This window comes from Paenibacillus sp. 10L310 (genome assembly GCF_056395745.1).
On sequence record NZ_JBFTKC010000003.1, the window covers coordinates 520,874 to 544,342 of the forward strand.

Below are 23,469 nucleotides of genomic sequence, written 5' to 3' on the forward strand. Positions count from 1 at the left end.
TTAAGCATTAAGGGTACAGACGATAGAGCATACGTGGGAATGCGATTGTTTCACGTACATGATCCAATCCACAGATCCATGCTACCGTCCGCTCCAATCCCAGACCGAAACCGGAGTGAGGAACCGATCCGTATTTACGTAAATCCAAATACCATTGGTAAGCTTCATCCGAGAGATTGTGCTCCTCAAAACGTTGTTGCATCAATTCCGGATCATCGATACGCTGCGAACCGCCAATAATCTCTCCGTAGCCTTCTGGTGCAATCATATCAGCACAGAGAACAACTTCTGGGCGATTCGGATCTGGTTTCATATAGAAAGCCTTGATTCCAGCAGGGTAATGCGTAATAAAGACAGGTGTATTGTACTTCTCAGCAATAGCTGTTTCGTGTGGTGCACCAAAGTCTTCTCCCCAAGGAATATCAAAGCCTTGTCCATGCAGGAATTCAATCGCTTCATCATACGTAATACGCGGGAATGGAGCTACGATGCCTTCGAGTTTGGATACGTCACGACCGATAGATTCCAGTTCTGCACGGCAGTTTTTCACCACGGATTGAACAACATGAGCGATAAATTTCTCTTGTACGCGCAGACTTTCCTCGTGATCTACAAATGCCATTTCCGGCTCAATCATCCAGAACTCAATCAAGTGACGACGTGTTTTGGACTTCTCTGCGCGGAATGTTGGACCAAAGGAATATACTTTGCCCAGAGCCATGGCTGCGGCTTCCATATACAATTGACCACTTTGTGTCAGATAAGCATCTTCATCAAAGTATTTGATGTGGAACAGGTTCGTTGTTCCTTCCGCAGACGATGGTGTCAAAATCGGAGGATCAACTTGTGTGAATCCGTTACCATCAAAGAACTGCTGAACAGCGCGAATAATCTCTGCACGAATCACCATAACAGCACGTTGCTTCGTAGAACGAAGCCACAGATGACGATGATCCATCAAGAAATCGACACCATGCTCTTTAGGCGTAATTGGATAGTTTTCAGTCAGGTGAATGATCTCAACCCCTATAACAGTCATCTCGTAACCGGACGCACTGCGAGGTTCTTCACGAATAATACCTGTAACATACAAAGAGCTTTCTTGAGTCAGGCTCTTAGCATTGTTCCAGATCTCTTCACTAACTTCACTTTTCACAACAACCCCTTGGATATATCCGGTTCCATCACGTAGCTGCAAAAACTGAATTTTACCGCTGGAACGTTTGTTGTTAATCCAGGCACCGATTGTTACGGTTTCGCCCACATGCTCGTTCACATTACGAATTACACAATTCGTATTCATGCCCATATCTCCCCTTGGTTCCTGAATTTGAAAATGCAGCGGGCAGGCTTATGCCTGTCCCCTGCACTTCCTTGTCATTCTGTATTTACTTTACAGTTAGATTACTGAGAATTCAATACGATTCGGTGTGTATCACGTGCAATTACCAATTCTTCGTTTGTTGGCACAACGAGAACTTCCACTTTGGAGTTCGCTGTTGTAATCCGGCGTGGTTCGCCAGAACGAATGGCATTCAACGCTTCATCCAGTTCAACACCCAGATAAGTGAGTTGCTCACATACTTTTTGGCGAAGTACAACGGAGTTCTCACCTACACCAGCCGTAAAGACAATCACGTCTACACCGTTCATTGCAGCTGCATATGAGCCGATGTATTTACGCAGACGGTATTCGTACATTTCAAAAGCAAGCGTGGAGTTGGCATCGCCATTCTCCATACCTTCCGTAATCTCACGCATGTCACTGCTGATTCCGGAGATCGCAAGCAATCCACTGTGTTTGTTCAACATAGAGTTCACTTCGCTTACGCTCAGTTCTTCCTTATTCATTACATAAGGTACGATGGCTGGGTCAAGGTCACCAGAACGCGTTCCCATCATCAATCCTTCAAGCGGAGTCATACCCATCGAAGTATCAACGGATACGCCACCTTTAACTGCTGTTACACTACCGCCGTTACCGACGTGACAAGTGATAATTTTCAGATCTTCCACTGGACGATCCAGATATTCAGCAGCTGCCTTGCTTACGAAATCATGGGAAGTACCATGTGCGCCGTAGCGACGTACTTTATATTTTTTGTAAAGTACACGCGGAATAGCATACAGGTAAGCTTTTTCAGGCATCGTCTGATGGAATGCTGTATCAAAGACCATAACTTGTGGCACACCAGGCATATTTAATTCAGCCGCACGAATACCCATCATTGCTGCAGGGTTATGAAGTGGAGCCAAGTCGAACAAACGACGAATTTCAGCTTTGGCAGCATCATCTACCAATGCAGATTCTTTAAATGCTTCACCACCGTGAACAACACGGTGTCCAACAGCTTGAATTTCACTTACAGAATCCAGTACACCATTTTCTTTGTGAGTCAAAATATCAATGACTTTACGGATCGCTGTTGTATGCTCCAGAATCTCACTAACTTCTGTAACATCCTCACGGCCTGTCGGTTTGTGTGTCAGGATGGAGGAATCCATTCCGATCCGTTCTACCAAACCTTTAGCCAGTACAGATTCGTCAGTCATATTATACAGTTGATATTTGAGCGAGGAACTCCCCGCATTAATTACGAGTACTTTCACAGTCGGTCACCATCCTTGTCGTACTTGAAGAATCCTTCGCCTGTTTTGGCACCCAGGTGTCCTGCACGCACCATTTTCTTCAGGACTGTAGAAGGACGATATTTCAATTCTCCGAATTCACGGAACATTCTTTCGAGTGCAGCTTCAACAGAATCCAATCCGAAACGGTCAGCCATTTCGAGTGGTCCATGTTGGAAGTTGTATCCGATACGCATTGCATCATCGATATCTTCAGCAGATGCAACACCTTCTTGCAATACATGCAACGCTTCGTTAATCAGCAGGCAGATCAGACGGGAAGTTACGAATCCAGGGGATTCATAAATCATGACTCCTTTTTTGTCCGCTACTTCTTCAACAAAACGTCTGGTCTCTTCGAATGTTGTATCCGAAGTTTTCAGTCCACGAATAATCTCTACAAGATCAACCCGGGATACCGGGTGAATAAAGTGCATACCAATAACACGCTCTGGATATTTGGTCGAGCTTGCAAGCTCGGTCAAACTCAGCGTGGATGTATTACTTGCCAGAATGACATTGCTTGGACAAACTTGGTCCAGTTGGCTGAATACTGCTTTTTTCGCATCCAGATCCTCTGAAATTGTCTCAATGACCATGTCGCAAGTTCCAAGTTCAGCTAAATGAGCTACCTTGGTAATGCGGGAAAGAATCAATTTCTTCTCCGCTTTTGTAATCGCCCATTTCTCCAATTGTTTATCCAGATTGGTTTCGATCATGTCATATGCATGATCCAGCTTTTGTGTTGTATGCTCCACGAGAAGCACATCAAGTCCTTTGGCTGCGAGCATCTGGGAAATACCTTGCCCCATCGTACCGCCGCCGACAACTCCTATTTTTTTGAAAAACATGGTTCTGCTCCATCCTTTCGGTTCTCTATTTCTCTATTGTACCCTGTTCGCCGAAAATTACAAATTTCGACCCAACATATAATAATATCTTAGCACGAGTGAAATGTAAAAAAAAATAACCAGCATAAATAAATTATGCTGGTAGAAGGGCACTGTCACGAAATTGACAACGAAATTGCTCGCCAGACAAAACTTCCTCACGAATCAAAATGTCGAGTGAATTGTCGAAAATTGTCCGTTGTTCTTCAAGTAACCGCTTTGTCTGCTCCATCAGTTCTTGCAGAATTAATTTATTCTCTCGCATCAGTTCCTCGGTTGTGACCATATCCATGTTCACAATCCCAAGTGAAGTCAACCCCGAAGCCATCATCGTCTGTACAACATTGGTTGCCTGATCAAAGTCATTGCGTGAACCCGTGGAACGACCACCGTAGTACATTTCCTCCGCAGCTGCTCCTCCGAGTGCAATCATGATCTGCTCTTCCAGAAAGCGCTTCGTATAGAGGAACTGTTCCTGTTGCGGGTTATGACGTACATATCCCAGCGCCTGACCACGCGGACTAAGTGCCACCTGACTAACACTGCCTGGACGAACGAGTTCAGCCATAATGGCATGTCCCAACTCATGAATGGCGACCCTTTTCTTCTCTTCCACGCTGGACTCACGGTCTGTCTTCTCACCCATCATGACTTTATCAATAGCCAGGGACAAATGCCGCTGTTCAATGTTTAACAGCCCGTCTCTCATGGCGTATATTGCTGCTTCGTTCATCACACTTTCGAGCTGTGCACCGGAGAAACCATATGATTCTTCCGCTGTTTTCTCCAGATTAACTTCCTTCAACAGAGGTTTGTTCACCGCATGCAGTTCCAGAATATGCTTTCTGCCCTTTTTGTCAGGCAAGTCCACTTGAATGTGGCGGTCAAAACGTCCCGGTCGCGTCAGGGCGCTATCCAGCATCTCTTTACGGTTCGTTGCAGCGATAACCAGAATTCTTGGCGTATCGGAAGAATAGATTCCATCCATTTCCGTCAGGAGCTGATTGAGGGTCTGATCATATTCACGCTGTTGACCACCCTCACGTTTCCCTCCGATGACATCGATTTCATCGATAAAGATAATAGCGTTTTCCTTATTTTCCTTGGTGGCACGGGTTCTCGCGTCCTTGAACAAATCCCGAATTCTGCTGGCACCCACACCAACATACATTTCCACGAACTCACTACCCGATGCTGCTACAAAAATAGAATCGGTGTAATGGGCAGCAGCCTTGGCCATCAACGTTTTTCCTGTCCCTGGAGGGCCCGTCAGCAAGATCCCTTTTAACGGGCGAATCCCGAACTTCCGGATTTCTTCATGTTTGATCAGAAAGTCAAGCGCTTCACGCAATTCCTGCTTAGCACTGTCTTGTCCGCCAATTTCTTCAAAAGTAAGCTTGGAAGGTCCTTTTTTCTTCCGTTTACGTTCCTGTGCAGCGCCTACTGTAATCCCGCCACGCATTTGCATCATGAACAGCAAAGCTCCGACAAGCACTGCTGCAATCAGGATCGGAACAATATTAACACCAGTAAAAGCAAGGAAAATAATCAATACGGGAAAAAATCCGATGGCAACTTCTTTTGTCCACTTAGGCATTAGGCCACACTCCTATCTGACCGGGCACACGCGGCAGAATAATAAACTTGCTGGCATCTCCGTCTCTGAGACTGACATATACATTGTTGTCATCCATCGCTGTATTTACCTTAATTCCATTCGTCGCCATCTTTGACAACGTTGGTGTAATCTCGGTGTATTGCTTGTTCTCCATCGCCTGAGCTACGGTGAACATCGCATCACCCCACCAACTTTCCAGTGCTTCACTGGAATGATCCACAACATCCAACTTTAGTGAGCGTGTTCCAATCAGGGTCTGTCCTTCTTTGTGAATATATTGTACCAGTCTGCCCAAATCAACATCAGGTTGCAGATCCAGTTTCAATTGTACGTCATTGCGGTTAATAGTTAATTGAACGTCATTGACTCCATCGTACTGGGTTACCATTTTTTCAATCGGATTCTGCACAGCCACCTGACGATATACAAACCAACCTCCAAACAACACAACGGCTGAAATGACGGCAGTTAAAGCAATAGGCAATACTTTTAGCTTCAAGTGAATTACCCCTCCCGGAATTTGGCCCAACCTACTGGCTTATTGGTATATACGAATATGTGCACATTGACTCCTGCGATAATTTTGACAGGTTTATTTGTTTTGAATGTAACTTTGAGTACATATCTGAGTATATCACATCGTATATACAATTTCGAAGGCGAAAATATGAATAAATTATTAATTTTAACTATTTAAATCAAATATGTTTACAGACAACACAAAGAACCGGTTCAGTCGGATATCCGTCTGCCGGTTCTTTCATTTCTTTAATTCTCTAGTTATCTCACTCTATCTTGTTCTAGCTGTTCGGGAGTGTGTAGACCAGGTCCACCTGTTCTCCGTTGCTAAAACGATAAAAGCGATAGTGGTTATGCGTACCGTCTTTATAATACACTTGCCACACATATATTCCATTCACAACTCCGGGCATGATTCGTTTAATCTCACCGGCAGGAACTTCAGAACTGAAGCGATTGCGTATCTGCGCTTCGGACATGCCATTCTGCAACAACTCACTGTGTACAGCGTTTGCACCCTTAACCGGTTGATTGTTTGCATCGAATTTAACCCAGACCATAACATCCTGGTTATCCTTGTTTTTGCCGATCAGGGTCCAGTAGATGTTGTCAGAGCCTTCTTTGTCTCCCCAGATGTACTTGCGCAATTCATCATAGGATGTAATGCCCAGTTGCTCCTGTGCTGCTTGTATGGCGAGCGCTTCTTCCTTGCGTTGGTCCTGCGTGACATGGACGTAATAACGCTGAAGTCCAAACAGAATCAGAACCAGTGCAAGCAGCGAAATCCATATCCACTTCTTTTTTTTCTTCAAAAGCCGAACTTCCTTTCCCTATGATGCTGTCCTGCAATTAACGAGCAAGCAGACCATCAAATGCCAATTGAGACTCACGCAAAATGCGTTCTTCATCCAGTGTCAGACATTCGCCATGTTTCACCACTTGTTTCCCATCCACCCATACGTGCTCAACATCCTTGGCAGAAGCCGAATAGATTGTATGTGAGATCAGGTCTGTATGTGGATAGAAATGTGCCTGTTCAATGTCCAAGGCGATAAAGTCAGCCTTCATGCCGACCTGGAGTGCTCCGGTATTGTTCAAGAAGATGGATTTGGCACCGTATGACGTTCCGAGTAATAACGCTTCGCCTGCTGGCACTGCCGTCGGGTCACCAGATACACCTTTGTGAATCAATGCAGCCAGTCTCATTTCCTCGAACATATCCAGGTTGTTGTTGCTTGCCGGTCCGTCTGTTCCGAGTGACACGGTAACTCCTGCTTTCAGCAACGCAGGTACCCGCGCAACACCTGAAGCGAGTTTCAGGTTACTTCCCGGGTTATGGGATACAGCCACATCATGACGGGCCAGAATCTCAATCTCTTCGTCATTCAGATGCACCGCATGTGCAACCAGGGATGGACGAGAGAAAAAGCCCAGTTTCTCCAGATGTGCCACAGGACGCAGTCCATAATCAGCCACGTTCTGCTCGACTTCACGAAGCGTTTCCGACATATGTGTATGAAGGGGAAGGTTTAGGTCGTTCGCGACCTGCACAAGCTTCTCTATGTAGTCAGGAGGGCATGTATATGGTGCATGTGGCGAGATTACGGTTGTAATGCGACCATCTGCCTGTCCATTCCACTCACGCGCAAACGCAGCCGACTCCTCCAGCTTCCGCAATTGTTCTTCTTCCGAGCACAGCCCGATTACACCACGTGCCAGTGCTGCTCTAACGCCGGATTGCTCCACAACTTTGGCAACTTGATCCATGTGATCGTACATGTCCAGGAAAGCTGTAGTTCCGCCTTTCAACATTTCAAGCACCGATAGCGAAGTTCCCCAATATACGTCTTCTGAAGTCATTTTCGCTTCCATCGGCCACATTTTTTCCTGCAACCATACTTGCAATGCAAGATCGTCTCCGTGCCCTCTGAGCAACGACATCGCTGCATGACCATGCGTATTGATCAGACCCGGCAGGAAGAACAGTCCTTTTCCATCCACTTTGGTACAATTTTTGTCTTCATCCGGCAATGTCTCACCAATATGCACAATCTTGTCATTCTCAACAACCATGTATCCGTGGACCACGTTCCATGTTGTGCCGCCTTCATTAACGGCAAATTTGCCGTTGTGAATTACCCATCTATTTGTTGTCATCTTCCTCGTCGTCCTTTCCAGTCTCCAAGTAATAGGCCAAACTAAGCAGATCCGTTGTAAAGTCAGCATGGTGAATGCGGATATGCGGCGGTGTTTTTAGAATGGTTGGTGCAAAATTAAGGATCGCTTCAATTCCTGATTCAATAAGCTGATCGGCTACATTTTGGGCTTCCGTATCCGGAACCGTGATAATTCCGATGCGAATGTTTTCCATTTTAACCGCTTCCGTCAATTCATCCATTGGTTTTACCGTCAAACTGTTGATTTGACTACCTATCTTCGGTCCATATGCATCAAATACAGCAACAATCTTCATGTTGTCTTTCAGATATGCGTTGTAGTTGGACAAGGCTTGACCGAGGTTACCCGCTCCTACCAGAGCTACATTAATTTGCTGATCGATTTTGAGAATGTGACGAATTTTCTCGATCAAATAGGATACATCATACCCGATCCCTTTACGACCAAAATCACCGAAGTAAGCCAGGTCTTTACGAATTTGGGCCGGATTCAGATCCAGCCTCTGTCCAAGCTCTTGAGAAGAAACAGTAGCCACCTCACGCTGATGCAACTCGTTCAAATAACGCAAGTAAACAGGCAGACGTCGTACCACCGCTTCTGAAATTTTATCCGATTTCATTCTTGCTCCCCCTTACCAAGGCCGCGATAAAATAATAGATGAAAAGATGAGCATTCTGTATAAAACTCAAAGATAAACGTGACATTTTATACAGAATGCTCCTTGTAATTTAGGTTATAAGTTCTTACGTGCAACTGCTTTAATCGGATACGGAAATATCTAATAAAGTTTAACGCCAAACGATAGTGTCATGCAATGATATAACGAACAAAACAACCATTATTTTTGTTCATTAGCAGGTTTTTCCAACCACTCAGTAATTCGTGGAACCATTTGCTCCGTGAGCATATGCTCCATTTTGGGACCAGGTAATGAATACAAAAAGAATTTACCATAATACGCTTCAATCACCCGTGTATCATAAACAATGACAATTCCTCTGTCCTTTGCTGTACGTACCAATCGGCCAAATCCCTGCTTGAAACGAATGACCGCTTGTGGCACGGACAGTTTCATGAACGGATTTTTCTTCTGTTCCTGGAGCAACTCACTCTTGGCTTCCACCAACGGATGATTCGGTGGCTGGAAAGGCAGTCGCACAATAGCGAGACAAGTTAACGCCTCTCCCGGGATATCTACACCCTCCCAGAAGCTACTTGTGCCCAGAAGTACCGTTGCTTTGGCATCTTGAAACCTGCGAGTCAATTTGGAACGACTTCCACTGTCAACGCCTTGCCCAAGCAACGAGATGTCGTTGCCAGACAGTGCCTCCTTCAGCGGATCATAGACCTGTCGCAACATCTTGTATGAAGTAAACAGAACCATCATGCGTCCACGCGTAGCAATTGCCGTCTCTGCGAGTGATTGCACCAGCATATTAACAAAGTGCGCATCACCCACACTTCCCTTCACACTTGGGAAATCACGCGGAATCACCAGAAGTGCCTGATCGCGATAGTTGAAAGGTGATGGCAACATCGACGTTAATAGCCGATTGTTCTCGGCGGCTTCCTGCAAGCCAAGCTGTTCAATCATGAACTGGAATGACTTATCTACCGAAAGCGTAGCCGATGTAAGCACAACACTTTTCTTTTTATCAAAAAATAAATCCTTAAGTTGTGCACTCACATCTACAGGTACGGCATACAGCTGGAGAGATTTGCTGCGGAATTGGCCGCTGGCTTCCATCCAGTACACCGTTTTGGCGTCATCCATACGCATGAAGAAACGTAGATTCTCCTTCAATGTGGTCAGATCTTTCAGCAGTCCTGTAATGTCCGTGATCAGACTATCCGATTGATAATCATCCTGATCCTCTTTCACTTCAAGCAGCAATTTGTCCCCTTTGCGAACCAAATCGCCCAGAGTCACATAGATCTGGTTCTCCAGATCCTGCAACTCCTGCCATTTTGCAGGTTTCTGAGATGCTTTCAGACGCAGTGAAAATTGCCCCGTCTCTCCCGGTGAAGCATCACTTCGTTCAGGCAAGAGACCAAACAAGGCATCGCTCATACGATCCCACAGCTCCTTAACTTCAAGAGCGAGCGGGAACATCTGATCCACCATGGAGCCCCATTGCACCGAATTTTCATGCCCGGATAACTGCGAACGAAGCATAGGTAGCTGACCATTACGACTGTCTTTAAATAGGCGGGTCAGTGTATGAACCAAGGTGAAATATTTCATATGCATTCCAAGATGTTTACCAGCGACATCCTCCAGATGATGTGCCTCATCGATCACAAGACTCTCATAGGCTGGCAGCAGCTGATGCGCGGCTTTCACATCCGTAAATAATTTGGAGTGATTGGTGATTACGATATCAGACAACCCTGCTTCATGTTTGGCACGATGGTAGAAGCATTTACGGAACCATGGACAGGATCTTCCCAGACATGATTCGGATTCACTCTGTACGGTCTCCCAGAAGTCCCCTCCGCGTCCGCTAAGGTTAAGTTCCTCATCATCTCCGGTTTCGGTCTGCGTAAGCCAGACGATCATCTGAGCAGCTGTGAAATAATCCTCTTTCGGTGTGGCGAATTCACGTTTATTGATTTTGTGTTCAAATTTGCGCAGGCACAGGTAATGTCCACGTCCTTTGAATACAGCAGCCTTAAACGGGAACGGAACCACTTGAGTCAGCATCGGAATGTCCCGCTCTCTCAATTGCTCCTGCAGATTGATCGTATGCGTGCTAACCATAACTTTCTGTTCTTGCTTCACACTTTCGTAAATAGCAGGCAACAGATACCCTAGAGATTTACCGGTACCCGTTCCAGCTTCGATCAAGAGATGTTTCTCTTCATCCAGGGCTTGCCTTACACTGCTGAACATCTGAGTCTGCGCTTCACGCTCTTCGTAATGATCCAGCGTATCCTTCAGGTTCTCACGAACCTGGTCCATAAACTGTTCGAAGCTTACACCATCGAGGGGGTTAGCCTCCCGCTCATCGCGTGGTGCACCAATATCGGTCCAATCACTTACATTAAGAGCAAGCTGACGATAATAGGTATGTCCGTCCAGATCCTGAATCGGCTCTGCTTCCTTCTCACTGCGCATCCCGTCCAAGAACCAGCCCAAGTCACTGTCTTCTGGTGCAAACAGGTCACTGAGGCGCTGAATCGTTATGAGCGGTAATTCCTTTAACTCATCCAGACACTTGAGCAGCACATAGGCTGTTGCCAGTGCATCACTGTCTGCTTGGTGAGGGCGATCATGTTGAAATCCAAATTCGGAAGACACATAACCGAGTTGATAAGAACCCAGAGATGGGAATGTGATCTTCAGAAAATCAATCGTGTCCAGAATGCGGCCAGTGAACGGCAAATAACCGCAACGGTCAAGAGCATTCTGCAAAAAGTGAAAATCAAAAGCGACGTTGTGTCCGACAAGCACCACATCATTAAGTAGCGGAACCATCTCCATCATCATCTCTTCGAGTGAAGGAGCGTCCGCCACATCTTCATCGGTAATACCCGTTAACCCCGAAATAAACGGGGGAATCGGTACACCAGGGTTCACATAAGAACTATATATTTGAGTTATGCTGTAGTCATGATCTATGATGGCAAGTCCGGCCTGTATAATCTCACCGTCGGACTGCGTGCCGGTTGTTTCGAAATCCAATACGGCAAATTTCATTGCAATGTACGGTCCCTTCCATTCCAGTCTATGTTACAGCATAGCAAAAAAAAGGGGATTTGAAAATTAACTGACAAAAAAGCGGTGTCCCCGCCGCTATGCCAAAGGAGGGAACACCGTTTTTTTGTCGCCGAATTCCCGCTTAATGAAGGGTTGTCAGCTGATTAGCATATTGCAATTTCCCCCTGTTCAACCTGCAAGCTTCCATGTTGTACAGTGGTTCGGTCAATGTCGGGTCATACTGAAGGGCCTGTGCAAAGAGTGAACATGCAGCTTCGGGATTCGCAAGCTTGACTTGAATACAGCCCAGGGCGTTACACACAAGCCCTTTCAAGCGAGGTGAACCTTTAAGGTACATGATCTGCTGTAAATGTGTTCCGGCTTCCGCCATTTGTTCCAGATTCAGATACGCCAGCGCCAGGTAAAAACGAGTTAATGCACTCTCCGGATGGTCGGTCACAACCCGGGAGAATTGCATGATCGCCTGCGGATACATCTGTAATTTGAAATAACCCTGACCTCGACTGAAACATTCCAGATGGAGTTCAGGCAGAGCGGTAACAGCTTCCTGTTCCGGTTCAAGGGAAGCAGGCTTATCCATCTCTCGCTCCCTCACCTGGCTCATCTTTTCTTCAAACATCAGCCATTCATCCAGCATTCCGTCACTCATCCGCTTAAGCAAGTTCCACTTTTGCAGCAATTCTTGTTTGTTCAGGCCTTCAGCGGAAGGATAGCTCTTGATAATTTCATCTAACATGTCGTTCATTTCTGCGAAAACATGCTGGAACATCGATGCATCCCCACCCTTGAAAAAATGGATTAGTGCAGTGACCTGTACTCATTTTTTGCTTCAAGGGCCGATTTCATTCTCCTTACCAGTCAATTACATAATTGTTGCGTGGACTTCCTGTTTCATCGTTTGTACAGGTTTATTCTGTCCATCTACAAATACAACGGTTGGTTTGTGAGTATTTGCCTCTTCTTGCGACATCATGGCGTAAGAAATGATAATGACGTTATCTCCAGGCTGTACCAGACGTGCAGCTGCGCCGTTAAGACATATGACCCCGCTTCCGCGTGGTCCTGGAATCACATATGTTTCCAGACGTGCACCATTGTTGTTGTTCACAATTTGCACTTTCTCGTTTTCCATCAAGTCGGATGTTTCCATCAAGTCTTCATCTATGGTAATACTACCCACATAGTTCAAGTTGGCTTCCGTTACCGTAGCCCGGTGAATTTTGGATTTCATCAGTGTTCTAAACATGGGACAGTACCTCCGATTTTTGCAACCTTATATTGTCAATCAATCTTGTTTTTCCGAATTTCACCGCAAGTGCAATGAGCAGATCGTCACGGCCTTGAACTTCTTCCTGATCTGTGAGCGGCTCCAGACTTGGAAAAGCCTGAATCTCGGCGTAGTCGATAACGGCAAGCGGTGAGTTTGCAATGTGCTCGCGCAGAATACGACGGATATCTGCGGCTGTAGTAGCTACACCTGTATCTGCGGCTTCCTGAGTTGCACGTAGTGCCTTCGATAGAACCAAGGCCTGTGTGCGCTGTTCTGGGTTAAGGTAGACGTTACGTGAACTGAGGGCAAGGCCATCCTCTTCGCGAACAATCGGACAGGGTACAATTTCTACGGGCATATTCAAATCATTCACCATCTGTTGAATGACCGCAACCTGCTGAGCGTCTTTCATTCCAAAAAATGCACGCTGTGGCTGTACGATGTTGAAGAGCTTGGAGACTACAGTTGTTACCCCGTCAAAATGTCCTGGACGTGAAGCGCCACATAAGCGCTCCGTCAGTTTTGAGACAGATACGGTCGTTTGCGTTGCCTGTGGATACATCTCTTCAACAGAGGGAATAAATACGATATCCACTCCTTGTGAGCGTGCTGTTTCCACATCTCTGGCTTCATCCCGCGGATAGCTGTCAAAATCTTCATTAGGGCCAAATTGAATTGGATTAACAAATATGCTTAATACCACGATATCGCTCTGTTGTCTGGCTGCCTGCATCAAGCTTGCATGACCTTGATGAAGATAACCCATTGTTGGTACCAGACCTACAACAGACGCACTGGACCGAATCGCTTGACGCTTCAAGCTTAGTTCCTGTCTTAACTCTGCGATTGTCCGTAATACTTTCATGAGTTACTCCCCACCTTTTCCTTGCGTTGTCCGCCGTACAGTTGATCCAGAACACCATCCGCCGCATTGAATACATGCTCTTCGGCCGGGAACGAACGATCTTTCACTTCTTTCACGTAAGCTTCGATGCTGGTTCTGATTAATGTACCCACATCTCCATAGGTTTTGACAAATCGTTTGGGCGTATACGGAGAGGCGTATTGAACCACATCGTGGAATACCAGTACCTGACCATCACAGCCTCGTCCTGCTCCAATTCCGATGGTAGGGATGGACAGTTCCTCCGAGATCGCCCGTGCAACTTCTTCCGTAACCAGTTCAAGCACAATGCCAAACGCACCTGCAGCTTCCAAGGCTTTGGCTTCGTCCATCAGACGTTTCGCATCCACTGCATCCTTGCCCTGAATGCGGTAACCACCAATCTGATTAACCGATTGAGGTGTCAGTCCGATATGTCCAAGAACAGGCACGCCTGCTTGCACGACTGCTCTGACGGTGTCCGCTATCTCGACTCCGCCTTCCATTTTAACCGCATGGGCATGCCCCTCTTGCATCAGTCGACGGACACCCTTAAGCGTCTCATCCACGCTGCCATGATAGGTCATAAAAGGCATATCAGCCACAATAAATGTCTTCTCAGCACCGCGCACTACGGAACGTGTGTGGTATACCATGTCGTCGATGGTCACCGGAAGCGTCGAATTATAACCCAGTACTACATTGCCGAGTGAATCACCAACCAGGATCAGATCAATACCTGCTTCCTCTGCTAGGAGCGCTGTTGGATAATCGTAAGCCGTGATCATGGTAAGCGGCACGCCATCCTGCTTATATTTTTTCATTTTCACAATATTCAACGCTTGTTTGTTCGCCATTTTTTTTCATGGCTCCTTTCTTCTTTTCAAATAAACGCAACAAAAAAACCTTTTAGTTTTCCACTAAAACGTCCCGAAAAGTCAAAAAAGAGTCACTTGCGATCGTCCCTTCTGTCTCGGTCCTCTTCGGCTCAGAGCAGAATCCAACAACTCACTTAAACGTATTTCATTCTTGCACTGCGGTCTGCTTATATAAAACACATCAAAGCAGAACAAAGGTTACTGTTACGGGAGTGCAATTCGGTCTGCATTAGCCGATATCGCCTCACGAACACAGTATACCAAAGTTCTGCTCAAACTTCACGTCTTATGTTCATTTTACCAGTGAAAATTCGACAAATTGTTTATGATTTCCAGGAAATCTCACCAGAGATGATTAGTATATGTTCTCCATCGTGCTTCTCCACGATAAGTGCACCAGAAGGGTCAAGACCAATTGCCTTCCCTTCAATGACACCATGAGGATTCGTCACTGTAATCTCTCGATTCATCGATACGGACAGGGCCTCCCATAGAGCTGAGATCACGCCAAATCCTTCTTTTTGATACAAAAAATACAACTGTTCAAGCTCCGTCAAAATGGCAGCCGTTAGTTTGGTGCGATCAACGGATTGACCCGTCTCCATCTTGAGCGAAGTAGCGATTGTGGTCAGATCTTCCGGATAATCCTCGGGATCAAAGTTCACGTCAACGCCTATACCTGCGATACAGTATCTGACTTCATGATCTTCTACCGTAGATTCAAGCAATATGCCACATACCTTGCGTCCGTCAATCAACACATCATTTGGCCATTTGATGCCCGCATCAGCTCCTGAACAAGCTCGAACGGCACGACATACAGCCACTCCTGTTAATAAAGTTAGCTGCGGCGTATGCTGAAGTGGTAGATCAGGGCGTAACAGGACACTCATCCAGATTCCTTTACCCGGAGGAGAGAACCACTGTCGACCGAAACGTCCTCTTCCTCCTGTTTGTTCTTCCGCAATGACCACAGCGCCTTCTGCCTGCCCTTGCTCAGCTAGCTTGAGAACATCCCCTTGCGTAGACCGGGTCGAAGCCAACAAAACAGCCTTACGGCCAAATACGGTTGTATCCAGGGCCAATTGGAGGCCAGTAGCGTCAATGCTATCCGGCTTCGTTAACAGACGGTATCCTTTGCGGGATACCGCTTCAAACTCATAACCCATGTCTCGCAACTTGTTCACATGTTTCCACACAGCGGTCCGACTGATGGACAGATTACGGCTGATCTCTTCACCCGATACGAATCGTCCTTCTGCATTTAATAACATATGTAACAGATCTTCATGTTTGGTCATCTTGAACCACCCGCTTCACTTCTGCACTTAGTGCTTCATGCTGATTCTCTATCGTTCCAATGGCTGTTTCTCGTAACAAATGTTTCATCAGTTGACCCAGCCAAGGCCCGCCTTTGCGCTGCACCATTTGTAACACTTGTTCCCCTGTAATATCCAACTCTTTCAAGTCATGCACAGGGATCGATTGACTCCATTCGGCTGCAAGCTCTTGTACTAATACAACCTGCATTTCTGCCTGTTCGGACTGATTCCGCCATCCTGCTGGCAGTGTAGACTGTATTCGAAGCCAATCATCCGCTGCCTGAACGCCACAAGCCAAAACAGTAACGATCCAATCGGAACGGAGACTGACCGTATCCTTAGGCTCCTGAACGGAATTATGAATCAACTGTTCCACCTGAAGGACCCCTGTTATACGAGAACGATGTTCATTGGAAAATGTCCACTGACGTAATAATACATCTGCTTCATCCTTGCTATAACCGCCAGCAATCAGGATGAGTGACCAGCGGAGCAACACATGCTGACCTGACAATTGTTCCAGATTGGATAACAACATCTTGTTGAATCGGGTCGAGTTTACCGGCGCTTTGATATGCGCAAGGGAATCACTTCTGTATAACAGCTCCAACCCTCTTAAAGGATGCGGTCCCGACATCATTTTTACCATCTCGGTGCGAACCCGTTCCATCGCTATATGTTGAAGCAGGTCTTTCTGCCTTACAAGACCCTTCCACGTGTTATGGGCAATTTTGAAATCAAATACCGAAGCAAACCGGACACAGCGGAGCATCCGCAGTGCATCTTCACCAAATCGTTCCATCGCAGAACCCACACATCTGACTCGCTCTTCCTTGATATCTGCCTGTCCACCGAATGGGTCAACGATTGTCCCAGTGACGTCCATAGCCAGAGCGTTCATCGTGAAGTCACGCCGCTGTAAGTCTTCCTTGATATCCTGAACAAATTGAACCGCAGCAGGTCTGCGGTTATCCTGATATTCGGATTCTGTTCGAAACGTGGTCACTTCAAAGTAATAACCGCCTGAACGAACGGTAACCGTACCGTGTTGTAAACCTGTAGGAATACAATCGTCAAACAGTTCCATGACTTGCTCAGGAGAAGCAGATGTCGTGATATCCATATCGTCCACAACACGTTCCAGCAATTCGTCACGAACGCAACCACCTACCCAATATGCCTTGTAGCCATGTTTGTTTAATGTTGTGAGTACATTCTCACTTTGCATTGCCATTTCACGATCTACCTGTGTCCATTGAACCACCACATATCACCTCTTCTCTTGCCTGTTGTGGTATGCACAGTATGATTTCGTCTAAGAAATGATTAACCGCAAACCGGCTTCAGATTCGGAACTTCCCTTCCCAATACCCGGTAATATATCTGTTCATATTCATGCCGAATAGCATCATTGCAAAAGTCGTGATGCGCGCGCTGAAGACATGCTTCCCTGAACTCAGCAGCCAAACGATCGTCCGTCAATAAACGGATGGTGTTCTCGGCCATGGATTGTGTATCCCCAATCGCGGATAAATACCCCGTTTTACCATGTAAGACCAGTTCCGGAATTCCTCCGGCCTGTGAACCGATCGTGGGTACGCCACAAGCCATTGCTTCGAGCGCCACAAGGCCGAAACTTTCCTTCTCCGATGGAAGCATCAACACGTCTGCCATGGAAATGACCTGAGCAATGTCATCCTGTTTGCCAAGGAAATGAACTTTATCATTCAACCCGAGATCATTAATTTTCCATTGCATCTTCGGCAAATCAGGTCCTTCACCAACAAATAACAGTTTGGCAGGAACCTGCTCCTGTACCTGACGGAAGACCTCTACCACATCCTGAGTTCTTTTCACCGGTCGGAAATTGGAGATGTGCATTAATATTTTTTCGTCGGGCGTAGCAAAGTCTCTTCGCAGACTGGCAGCATCCCTCGGATAATATATTCGTTTATCAATAAAATTATAGGTTAGATCGATTGGGCGCTGAATATCCAGCAGTTCGACCGTTTCCCGAATCAAATCTTGTGATACGGCAGTAACCGCGTCACTTTCATTAATGGCTAGACGGATCAGATCCTTCAGAGATTCATCCTGAGCCAGAACCGTAATATCCGTTCCATGTAACGTGGTAACCACTTTAAGGCCGTCCCCTACCATTTGTTTCGCCAGAAAGGCACATACTGCGTGTGGCACGGCATAATGAACATGCAGCAGATCTAGCTGCTGTGACTTAGCCACCTGAGCCATCTTTGTTGCCAGTGACAGGTCATACGGAGGGTAACGGAAAACATAATAATCATTTACTTCAACTTCGTGATAAAAAATATTTTTCTGGAACGTACCCAGTCTGAACGGGATACTGTTGGCAATAAAATGAACCTGATGCCCCTGTTCGGCAAGTAATTTGCCCAGTTCCGTTGCGACAACGCCAGACCCGCCGAGGGACGGATAACAGGTGATGCCGATTTTTAGCTTTTTATCCATCCTGTGGACGCTCCTTTGATCTCCCGCTTCATGCAGGTTGATATAATGCAATGGAATAATGAAACCCTTCGTTTCATTAAACGTAAAATGTGAAATCGCTTATTGGGCACCCGAGCCAAATTGATGAACCACGTAAGGTGTAATTGTAGCAAAACCTTCTGCAAACGGGATGAGACTGCGTTGTCCGAGCAAGGAATCGCGGGCTCTTACACGATCAATATACCCTTGATTCAATGGCGTTGAGACCGCTCCGTCTCCCAGTTCGAATTGGGAACGATAAGAGAGTAGTGATGCTTCTTTTTGCTCATAGTGTTCCGTAATATCGACAATCAAATCCGTAGGTCCGATGTCATTAATAAAGTAAAAATAAAGTTCCTTCACCTGCAAGGCAGGCATGTCAGGCATATAGTTGCGAAGCTTAGCGTTAAATACAGCCTCCTGCACAAGCTTACTGCAATTGACATGATCCGGATGACGATCTTCCCAATACGGAGCAAACACCATCCGAGGGGCATGACGTCGTATCTCAGCCGTCACCGCCTGTACATGTTCAGGCGTAAGATACAAGCCACGATCAGGAAGCCCCAGATTCGTTCGACACGAAAGACCGAGGACGCGGGAGGCTTGCTCCGCTTCCTCGGTTCTGCGCTCTACTGTTCCGTTGGAAGACATCTCAGCACGAGTCAGATCACACACGCCTACTTTCAAGCCAGCAGCGGTATGTTTGGCAATCGTTCCACCCATACCAATCTCCGCATCGTCTGCATGTGCTCCAAAGATGAGAATATCCAGACTCATTCGGAATCACCCGAATTCAATCCAGCCTCCGGCTTGTACTTATGTACCAGCTCTCTCCAGGCAAAATCGCCACGATCCAGAGCCTTAACCAGAATCTCAGCAGTTGCGATATTGGTGGCAAGTGGAATTCCCTGCACATCACAAAGACGCAGCAACGCATTAATATCCGGCTCGTGAGGTTGTGCCATCAATGGATCTCGCAAGAAAATAATCAGATCCATCTCATTTTGCGCAACCAAAGCTCCAATCTGCTGATCTCCGCCCAATGGGCCTGATTCGAATCGGTGAATCTTCAGAGACGTTCCTTCCATAATACGAAGGCCTGTTGTTCCTGTAGAATATAATTGATGGTCCGTAAAAACAGGCTCATATGCCGTCACGAAGTTAACCATCTCTTCTTTTTTACGATCATGGGCGATAAATGCTATTTTCAACATGACAATCTCCTTTAGTCGATAAAGTGGTCAAATCCGTAGATCATACCTGTATACTCCATAACCTTTTGCACACCAATCTTAACACCAGGCATATAACCTGCGCGCTCGTAGGAGTCATGCCGAATTTTTAGTGACTGTCCATAGTCTCCGAAAACAACTTCCTGCTGCGCGAATACACCAGGCAATCGTACACTGTGAATTCGGAAACCATTGTAATACCCGCCGCGTGATCCTTCAATCGTTTCTTCTTCATTCGGATTACCTTGACGAAGTTCTTCCCGATTGGCAGCAATCAGTTCCGCTGTTTTGATCGCAGTTCCGGAAGGAGCATCCAGCTTCTGATCTCCGTGATATTCGATGATCTCCACATTTGGCATATGTTTGGCAGCCTGTGCTGCGAATCGCATCATCAAAATGGCACCAATCGAGAAGTTAGGGGCAATAAGCCCTCCAATTCCTTTGTCCTGGCACTGCTTGTCCAACTGTTCGATCTGCTCCGGCGTGAAGCCAGTAACACCCATGACAGGTCTGACTCCATGACGGATCGCGATCTCAGTATGTGCAAACGCAAATTGTGGTACTGTAAAATCAACCATAACCTGAGGTTTTGTTTCGGCAAAAGCCATTTCGATATCATCAGTCACCAGCACCCCACACTCTGGCAAACCAACAAGGGTTCCTGCATCCGTGCCTGCTCCGGAGCGGTTGACAGCCGCTGCAAGCTCCAATTCCGGGTCCTGAAGTACCAATTTCACAACTTCACGGCCCATACGGCCAGCCGCTCCGATCACGGCAACTCTGATTACTTCACTCATATTGACTGCATCTCCTCACTATGTTGGATCATATCGTAGAATCCATTTCAACTCGAAAGAAATCTTTGCAAAATGAATTCTTATTGAATGGATTTCATACGTTGCTTGATTTCCTGTAACATCTGATGCAGTTGCCCATTCTGCGGATCCAGCAAAATTGCCTCACGTAGCGCCTGAATTGCATAGTCAAATTCATTCAAATCACTGTAAGCCAGCGCAAGCATAACATGAGCTTCCACTGAGAGCGGATCAAGTTTGACCGCTTCTTGCAGAAGCGTAGACGCTTCCACATAGCGCTCCTGTGTTGCAATACCCGCCTGCTCCAACAGCAACTTCGCTCTGGAGGTCAATTGTTTTGCTTCCAACGTCTGCAGATGCAAAATATACTCTTCTGTTCCTGGCGACAGTTCAACCGACTTGCGCGCATATTCAAGCGCTGGAACCAGATGTTTGCTGCGGGCGTGTGTAATGGAACAGCGATAATATAACTCCGCATGTTTTGGATGAGCGTGAATGGCTGACTCGAACCAACGAATCGCCTGCTCAAAATCATTTTGCAATATACAGCGGTAAGCCTGCTGCATATATTCTTCCGGTTTCATCATTAAGCTGACCCTCCCCGATCGGGTGATGGTACAGCATATGTAATCTACGCCTAATCGGTGTTTTTGGGAGTCCACCGATTGGCATCGCGGGTGTTAAATTTATGCATGACTTTATCGTGCGCCTCAGCCAGATCAATTCCCAGTGAGTTCGCAAAACAAATCGTGATAAATAAAATATCTCCAAGCTCAAGTTCAATGGAATTGGCTGCTTCGGAAGATTTCTTCGGCTTCTCGCCGAATTCATGATTCACTTCCCTGGCGAGCTCCCCAACCTCTTCAGACATCCGGGCCAACATGGCCAGAGGACTGAAATACCCCTCCTTGAACTGGGAGATATACTGATCAACCTCACGTTGCATTTCTGCGATGCTTTTCTCCATGAGAACGGATTCTCCTTTGAAATGATGTCTTATTTGTTCCTAATAATATCAGTTATTTAGATTCACTTCCACCATCATCAGCGACAAATCATTTTTAAAGAATCAATAAACAGGTATACTAGATGGGAATGATTGCTTCTTCATTCTAATTTATCTACAGCGAGGGATCTTATGAGCACTGCCAAAACCTGGATACAAGTTAAACTGGTTCTTCCCATCGTACTGGGTACAGCCTTATATGCCTTTGGGCTCCTCTATTTCATTATCCCCAACCAGCTTATGGAAGGTGGCCTCACCGGGGTTACAGTGCTGATCAATTACGCTTTTGGCATCTCACCTTCACTTACAACCTTGATTCTGAATGTTCCCCTCTTTCTGATTGGGCTCAAAATTTTGGGCGGCAGACAGATGATCTATACGGGTATCGGAATCGGGGCACTGACCGTTTTTCTATGGTTGTTTGAGAAGTTGATTCATATGGGCTGGATTGAACCATTACATACCGAGAATGACCTCCTGCTCGCAGCCCTATATGCAGGTGTCACCCTTGGAGCCGGCCTTGGCATTGTATTCCGTTGGGGCGGAACGACGGGCGGTTCAGACATCATTGCCCGTATTCTCAACCGCAAGTATGGATGGAGCATGGGCCGAGTATTACTGGGCATCGACTTTGTCATTATCGGGCTCTCTCTCATCTACATCCCCAAAGAAAAAATTCTGTACACGCTTGTAGCTGTATTCATCGCCTCCAAAGTCATCGACTTTATTCAGGAAGGTGCATATTCTGCCCGAGCATTTATGATCATTAGTGACCATGCACCCGAGATTGCGGACCAGATCACACGGGATATGGATCGTGGTGTCACCCTCATTCCAGCCATTGGCGCGTACTCTAAACAGGCCAAACACATGGCCTACTGCGTGATCTCCAGGCAAGAGTTCAGGCGACTGCAGACCATTGTACGTTCCATTGACCCGAGAGCTTTTGTCATCATCAGCGATGTTCACGATGTACATGGCGAAGGTTTCAAAGAAAGCTGATATAACACAGAAACTACAAGAAAACCTCTTTTTACATGAAGAGCCGTTAGCGTGGCTATTCATGCGGAAAGAGGTCTTTTTTTATATACCACTTATAGACCAGGATCAAGTTCATGTTCTATTAACGCCGAAAAGGAAAAATCCCCTGCTGCTGCGCACGATATTTACGATATCCGGCGTAACTTAACGTCGCCACAATGACCGAACTAATGAGTAGCCCGGCTGCCCTGCGATCGGGACCCTGTACAAACGGTACAAAGGCACTCTCGTCCTTCTCGCGACCAAACAACTGGTTAACCAGTTCCTCCCCATGGCCAACCATGCTCTTTAACTGAGCCAGATCTGGCTGCTTTGCATTGGTAAGCCCTTTGGTATGAGATAACCAAGCGTCCATCTGAGCAATTTCATACGGTTCACGGCGAATCAGTGCGGCAGGACGAATCGTCTCATAATGCTCCTCCAGAACGGTGTAGCGGTTTGCCAGTACGGCCGCAGTTTGCCCTTGATTTGTAGCAGCGGATAAAGCGTCCAGATCGTTTTTCACGATTTTATAATACTGAAGCCATAAAGGCTTGGTTGGATTCGCGAGACTATCTGCTGCAAGTCTGAGTTTGGCTGAGGACTGCTGAAGAGAAGCATCGTCATTTTTCACCTTCACAACGGCTTGTTTCACTTCAACTATGGTTTCGGACAAGGCGTGAATGCCCTCGACTGTTGTTTGTCCCTCAAAGGAGATATGCTCCAGACTTTTACTGATACGCAGAATGCTTCCTCGCACTTCTTCAATATTATTCTCGAGCGCCTGCCGATACAATATGGCTGCTTCCTCGTTCAGTTGTGCAATTGAATTGCTTGTGGACACTTGCTGATCTGAATTCGAATTCAATGCTTCACTTTGCGCGGATACACGATATGCTAAGTTCGTACACAGCATTAGAGCCATGAACGATACCACCAGTAAGCCAGTTTTGATCCCAAACGTTCTCTTCATGGACATCC

Annotated in this window: 23 protein-coding genes; 1 reads left to right on the forward strand and 22 read right to left on the reverse strand. The window is 46.4% G+C overall.

Annotation, left to right across the window (positions count from 1 at the left end):
- Window positions 1-7: 7 nt before the first annotated feature.
- From asnS to AC1DE7_RS11445, 21 genes are all read right to left on the reverse strand, one after another.
- Window positions 8-1,303 (reverse strand): asparagine--tRNA ligase, encoded by a 1,296-nt coding sequence (gene asnS / locus AC1DE7_RS11345; protein WP_477534393.1) that lies wholly within the window; start codon window positions 1,301-1,303, stop codon window positions 8-10.
- Between the two features lie 101 nt (window positions 1,304-1,404).
- Complete coding sequence (locus AC1DE7_RS11350) at window positions 1,405-2,610, reverse strand: acetate/propionate family kinase (protein WP_036671987.1); 1,206 nt, start codon at window positions 2,608-2,610, stop codon at window positions 1,405-1,407.
- Window positions 2,607-3,479 (reverse strand): 3-hydroxyacyl-CoA dehydrogenase family protein, encoded by an 873-nt coding sequence (locus tag AC1DE7_RS11355; protein ID WP_017687750.1) that lies wholly within the window; start codon window positions 3,477-3,479, stop codon window positions 2,607-2,609. The genes AC1DE7_RS11350 and AC1DE7_RS11355 overlap by 4 nt, the downstream gene beginning before the upstream one ends.
- Window positions 3,480-3,612: 133 nt before the next feature.
- On the reverse strand, window positions 3,613-5,115 hold the full coding sequence (locus AC1DE7_RS11360) for an AAA family ATPase (RefSeq protein ID WP_047843540.1): 1,503 nt from the start codon (window positions 5,113-5,115) through the stop codon (window positions 3,613-3,615).
- The gene (locus tag AC1DE7_RS11365; RefSeq protein WP_017687748.1) at window positions 5,108-5,635 is read right to left on the reverse strand and encodes a hypothetical protein; all 528 of its coding nucleotides are present in this window, start codon (window positions 5,633-5,635) and stop codon (window positions 5,108-5,110) included. Before AC1DE7_RS11365 ends, AC1DE7_RS11360 begins: the two co-directional genes overlap by 8 nt.
- 301 nt (window positions 5,636-5,936) lie before the next feature.
- Window positions 5,937-6,467, reverse strand: a complete 531-nt coding sequence (locus tag AC1DE7_RS11370) for a DUF5590 domain-containing protein (protein WP_047843541.1) — start codon at window positions 6,465-6,467, stop codon at window positions 5,937-5,939.
- A 37-nt stretch (window positions 6,468-6,504) separates the two neighbouring features.
- Complete coding sequence (locus tag AC1DE7_RS11375; RefSeq protein ID WP_036671995.1) at window positions 6,505-7,812, reverse strand: amidohydrolase; 1,308 nt, start codon at window positions 7,810-7,812, stop codon at window positions 6,505-6,507.
- On the reverse strand, window positions 7,799-8,452 hold the full coding sequence (locus AC1DE7_RS11380; protein WP_076317448.1) for a redox-sensing transcriptional repressor Rex: 654 nt from the start codon (window positions 8,450-8,452) through the stop codon (window positions 7,799-7,801). Before AC1DE7_RS11380 ends, AC1DE7_RS11375 begins: the two co-directional genes overlap by 14 nt.
- Before the next feature lie 219 nt (window positions 8,453-8,671).
- A complete protein-coding gene (gene dinG / locus AC1DE7_RS11385) occupies window positions 8,672-11,533 on the reverse strand; it encodes an ATP-dependent DNA helicase DinG (protein WP_282320926.1) in 2,862 nt (953 codons plus the stop codon).
- A 142-nt stretch (window positions 11,534-11,675) separates the two neighbouring features.
- Complete coding sequence (locus AC1DE7_RS11390) at window positions 11,676-12,299, reverse strand: tetratricopeptide repeat protein (RefSeq protein ID WP_306068488.1); 624 nt, start codon at window positions 12,297-12,299, stop codon at window positions 11,676-11,678.
- A gap of 117 nt (window positions 12,300-12,416) precedes the next feature.
- Complete coding sequence (gene panD, locus AC1DE7_RS11395) at window positions 12,417-12,800, reverse strand: aspartate 1-decarboxylase (protein WP_017687742.1); 384 nt, start codon at window positions 12,798-12,800, stop codon at window positions 12,417-12,419.
- Window positions 12,793-13,689: a pantoate--beta-alanine ligase gene (panC, locus tag AC1DE7_RS11400; RefSeq protein ID WP_477534394.1), complete on the reverse strand. Its 897-nt coding sequence runs from the start codon at window positions 13,687-13,689 to the stop codon at window positions 12,793-12,795. Before panC ends, panD begins: the two co-directional genes overlap by 8 nt.
- The gene (gene panB, locus AC1DE7_RS11405) at window positions 13,686-14,564 is read right to left on the reverse strand and encodes a 3-methyl-2-oxobutanoate hydroxymethyltransferase (RefSeq protein WP_477534395.1); all 879 of its coding nucleotides are present in this window, start codon (window positions 14,562-14,564) and stop codon (window positions 13,686-13,688) included. The genes panC and panB overlap by 4 nt, the downstream gene beginning before the upstream one ends.
- A gap of 344 nt (window positions 14,565-14,908) precedes the next feature.
- On the reverse strand, window positions 14,909-15,886 hold the full coding sequence (locus tag AC1DE7_RS11410) for a biotin--[acetyl-CoA-carboxylase] ligase (RefSeq protein WP_477534396.1): 978 nt from the start codon (window positions 15,884-15,886) through the stop codon (window positions 14,909-14,911).
- Complete coding sequence (locus AC1DE7_RS11415) at window positions 15,873-17,171, reverse strand: CCA tRNA nucleotidyltransferase (protein WP_477534397.1); 1,299 nt, start codon at window positions 17,169-17,171, stop codon at window positions 15,873-15,875. Before AC1DE7_RS11415 ends, AC1DE7_RS11410 begins: the two co-directional genes overlap by 14 nt.
- Window positions 17,172-17,233: 62 nt before the next feature.
- Complete coding sequence (gene bshA, locus AC1DE7_RS11420; protein WP_036672009.1) at window positions 17,234-18,394, reverse strand: N-acetyl-alpha-D-glucosaminyl L-malate synthase BshA; 1,161 nt, start codon at window positions 18,392-18,394, stop codon at window positions 17,234-17,236.
- Window positions 18,395-18,493: 99 nt separating this feature from the next.
- Window positions 18,494-19,192 (reverse strand): bacillithiol biosynthesis deacetylase BshB1, encoded by a 699-nt coding sequence (gene bshB1, locus AC1DE7_RS11425; RefSeq protein WP_036672011.1) that lies wholly within the window; start codon window positions 19,190-19,192, stop codon window positions 18,494-18,496.
- Complete coding sequence (mgsA, locus tag AC1DE7_RS11430) at window positions 19,189-19,629, reverse strand: methylglyoxal synthase (RefSeq protein WP_017687735.1); 441 nt, start codon at window positions 19,627-19,629, stop codon at window positions 19,189-19,191. The genes bshB1 and mgsA overlap by 4 nt, the downstream gene beginning before the upstream one ends.
- A gap of 11 nt (window positions 19,630-19,640) precedes the next feature.
- The gene (gene dapB / locus AC1DE7_RS11435) at window positions 19,641-20,444 is read right to left on the reverse strand and encodes a 4-hydroxy-tetrahydrodipicolinate reductase (RefSeq protein ID WP_036607633.1); all 804 of its coding nucleotides are present in this window, start codon (window positions 20,442-20,444) and stop codon (window positions 19,641-19,643) included.
- An 80-nt stretch (window positions 20,445-20,524) separates the two neighbouring features.
- On the reverse strand, window positions 20,525-21,049 hold the full coding sequence (locus tag AC1DE7_RS11440; protein ID WP_017687733.1) for a tetratricopeptide repeat protein: 525 nt from the start codon (window positions 21,047-21,049) through the stop codon (window positions 20,525-20,527).
- A gap of 50 nt (window positions 21,050-21,099) precedes the next feature.
- A complete protein-coding gene (locus AC1DE7_RS11445; protein WP_017687732.1) occupies window positions 21,100-21,429 on the reverse strand; it encodes a nucleotide pyrophosphohydrolase in 330 nt (109 codons plus the stop codon).
- 171 nt (window positions 21,430-21,600) lie between these two features.
- Here AC1DE7_RS11445 and AC1DE7_RS11450 point away from each other — a divergent pair, with 171 nt between their 5' ends.
- Window positions 21,601-22,470, forward strand: coding sequence for a YitT family protein (locus AC1DE7_RS11450; RefSeq protein WP_338706438.1), 870 nt, complete (start codon window positions 21,601-21,603; stop codon window positions 22,468-22,470).
- 121 nt (window positions 22,471-22,591) lie between these two features.
- Here AC1DE7_RS11450 and AC1DE7_RS11455 read toward each other — a convergent pair whose 3' ends face one another.
- Entirely contained in the window at window positions 22,592-23,461 is an 870-nt protein-coding gene (locus tag AC1DE7_RS11455) for a sporulation protein YpjB (protein ID WP_164783324.1), read from the reverse strand.
- Window positions 23,462-23,469: the final 8 nt, after the last annotated feature.

Excerpts from the sequence above, each read along its gene's own strand:
- panB (WP_477534395.1), bottom strand. The coding sequence starts at position 14,564 with ATGGCGAACAAACAAGCGTTGAATATTGTGAAAATGAAAAAATATAAG.
- AC1DE7_RS11440 (WP_017687733.1), bottom strand. The coding sequence starts at position 21,049 with ATGATGAAACCGGAAGAATATATGCAGCAGGCTTACCGCTGTATATTG.
- AC1DE7_RS11390 (WP_306068488.1), bottom strand. The coding sequence starts at position 12,299 with ATGAACGACATGTTAGATGAAATTATCAAGAGCTATCCTTCCGCTGAA.
- AC1DE7_RS11445 (WP_017687732.1), bottom strand. The coding sequence starts at position 21,429 with ATGGAGAAAAGCATCGCAGAAATGCAACGTGAGGTTGATCAGTATATC.
- AC1DE7_RS11360 (WP_047843540.1), bottom strand. The coding sequence starts at position 5,115 with ATGCCTAAGTGGACAAAAGAAGTTGCCATCGGATTTTTTCCCGTATTG.
- dinG (WP_282320926.1), bottom strand. The coding sequence starts at position 11,533 with ATGAAATTTGCCGTATTGGATTTCGAAACAACCGGCACGCAGTCCGAC.
- bshB1 (WP_036672011.1), bottom strand. The coding sequence starts at position 19,192 with ATGAGTCTGGATATTCTCATCTTTGGAGCACATGCAGACGATGCGGAG.
- AC1DE7_RS11380 (WP_076317448.1), bottom strand. The coding sequence starts at position 8,452 with ATGAAATCGGATAAAATTTCAGAAGCGGTGGTACGACGTCTGCCTGTT.
- dapB (WP_036607633.1), bottom strand. The coding sequence starts at position 20,444 with ATGAGTGAAGTAATCAGAGTTGCCGTGATCGGAGCGGCTGGCCGTATG.
- AC1DE7_RS11355 (WP_017687750.1), bottom strand. The coding sequence starts at position 3,479 with ATGTTTTTCAAAAAAATAGGAGTTGTCGGCGGCGGTACGATGGGGCAA.
- AC1DE7_RS11455 (WP_164783324.1), bottom strand. The coding sequence starts at position 23,461 with ATGAAGAGAACGTTTGGGATCAAAACTGGCTTACTGGTGGTATCGTTC.
- panD (WP_017687742.1), bottom strand. The coding sequence starts at position 12,800 with ATGTTTAGAACACTGATGAAATCCAAAATTCACCGGGCTACGGTAACG.
- AC1DE7_RS11375 (WP_036671995.1), bottom strand. The coding sequence starts at position 7,812 with ATGACAACAAATAGATGGGTAATTCACAACGGCAAATTTGCCGTTAAT.
- bshA (WP_036672009.1), bottom strand. The coding sequence starts at position 18,394 with ATGGATAAAAAGCTAAAAATCGGCATCACCTGTTATCCGTCCCTCGGC.
- mgsA (WP_017687735.1), bottom strand. The coding sequence starts at position 19,629 with ATGTTGAAAATAGCATTTATCGCCCATGATCGTAAAAAAGAAGAGATG.
- panC (WP_477534394.1), bottom strand. The coding sequence starts at position 13,689 with ATGAAAGTATTACGGACAATCGCAGAGTTAAGACAGGAACTAAGCTTG.
- AC1DE7_RS11410 (WP_477534396.1), bottom strand. The coding sequence starts at position 15,886 with ATGACCAAACATGAAGATCTGTTACATATGTTATTAAATGCAGAAGGA.
- AC1DE7_RS11450 (WP_338706438.1), top strand. The coding sequence starts at position 21,601 with ATGAGCACTGCCAAAACCTGGATACAAGTTAAACTGGTTCTTCCCATC.
- asnS (WP_477534393.1), bottom strand. The coding sequence starts at position 1,303 with ATGAATACGAATTGTGTAATTCGTAATGTGAACGAGCATGTGGGCGAA.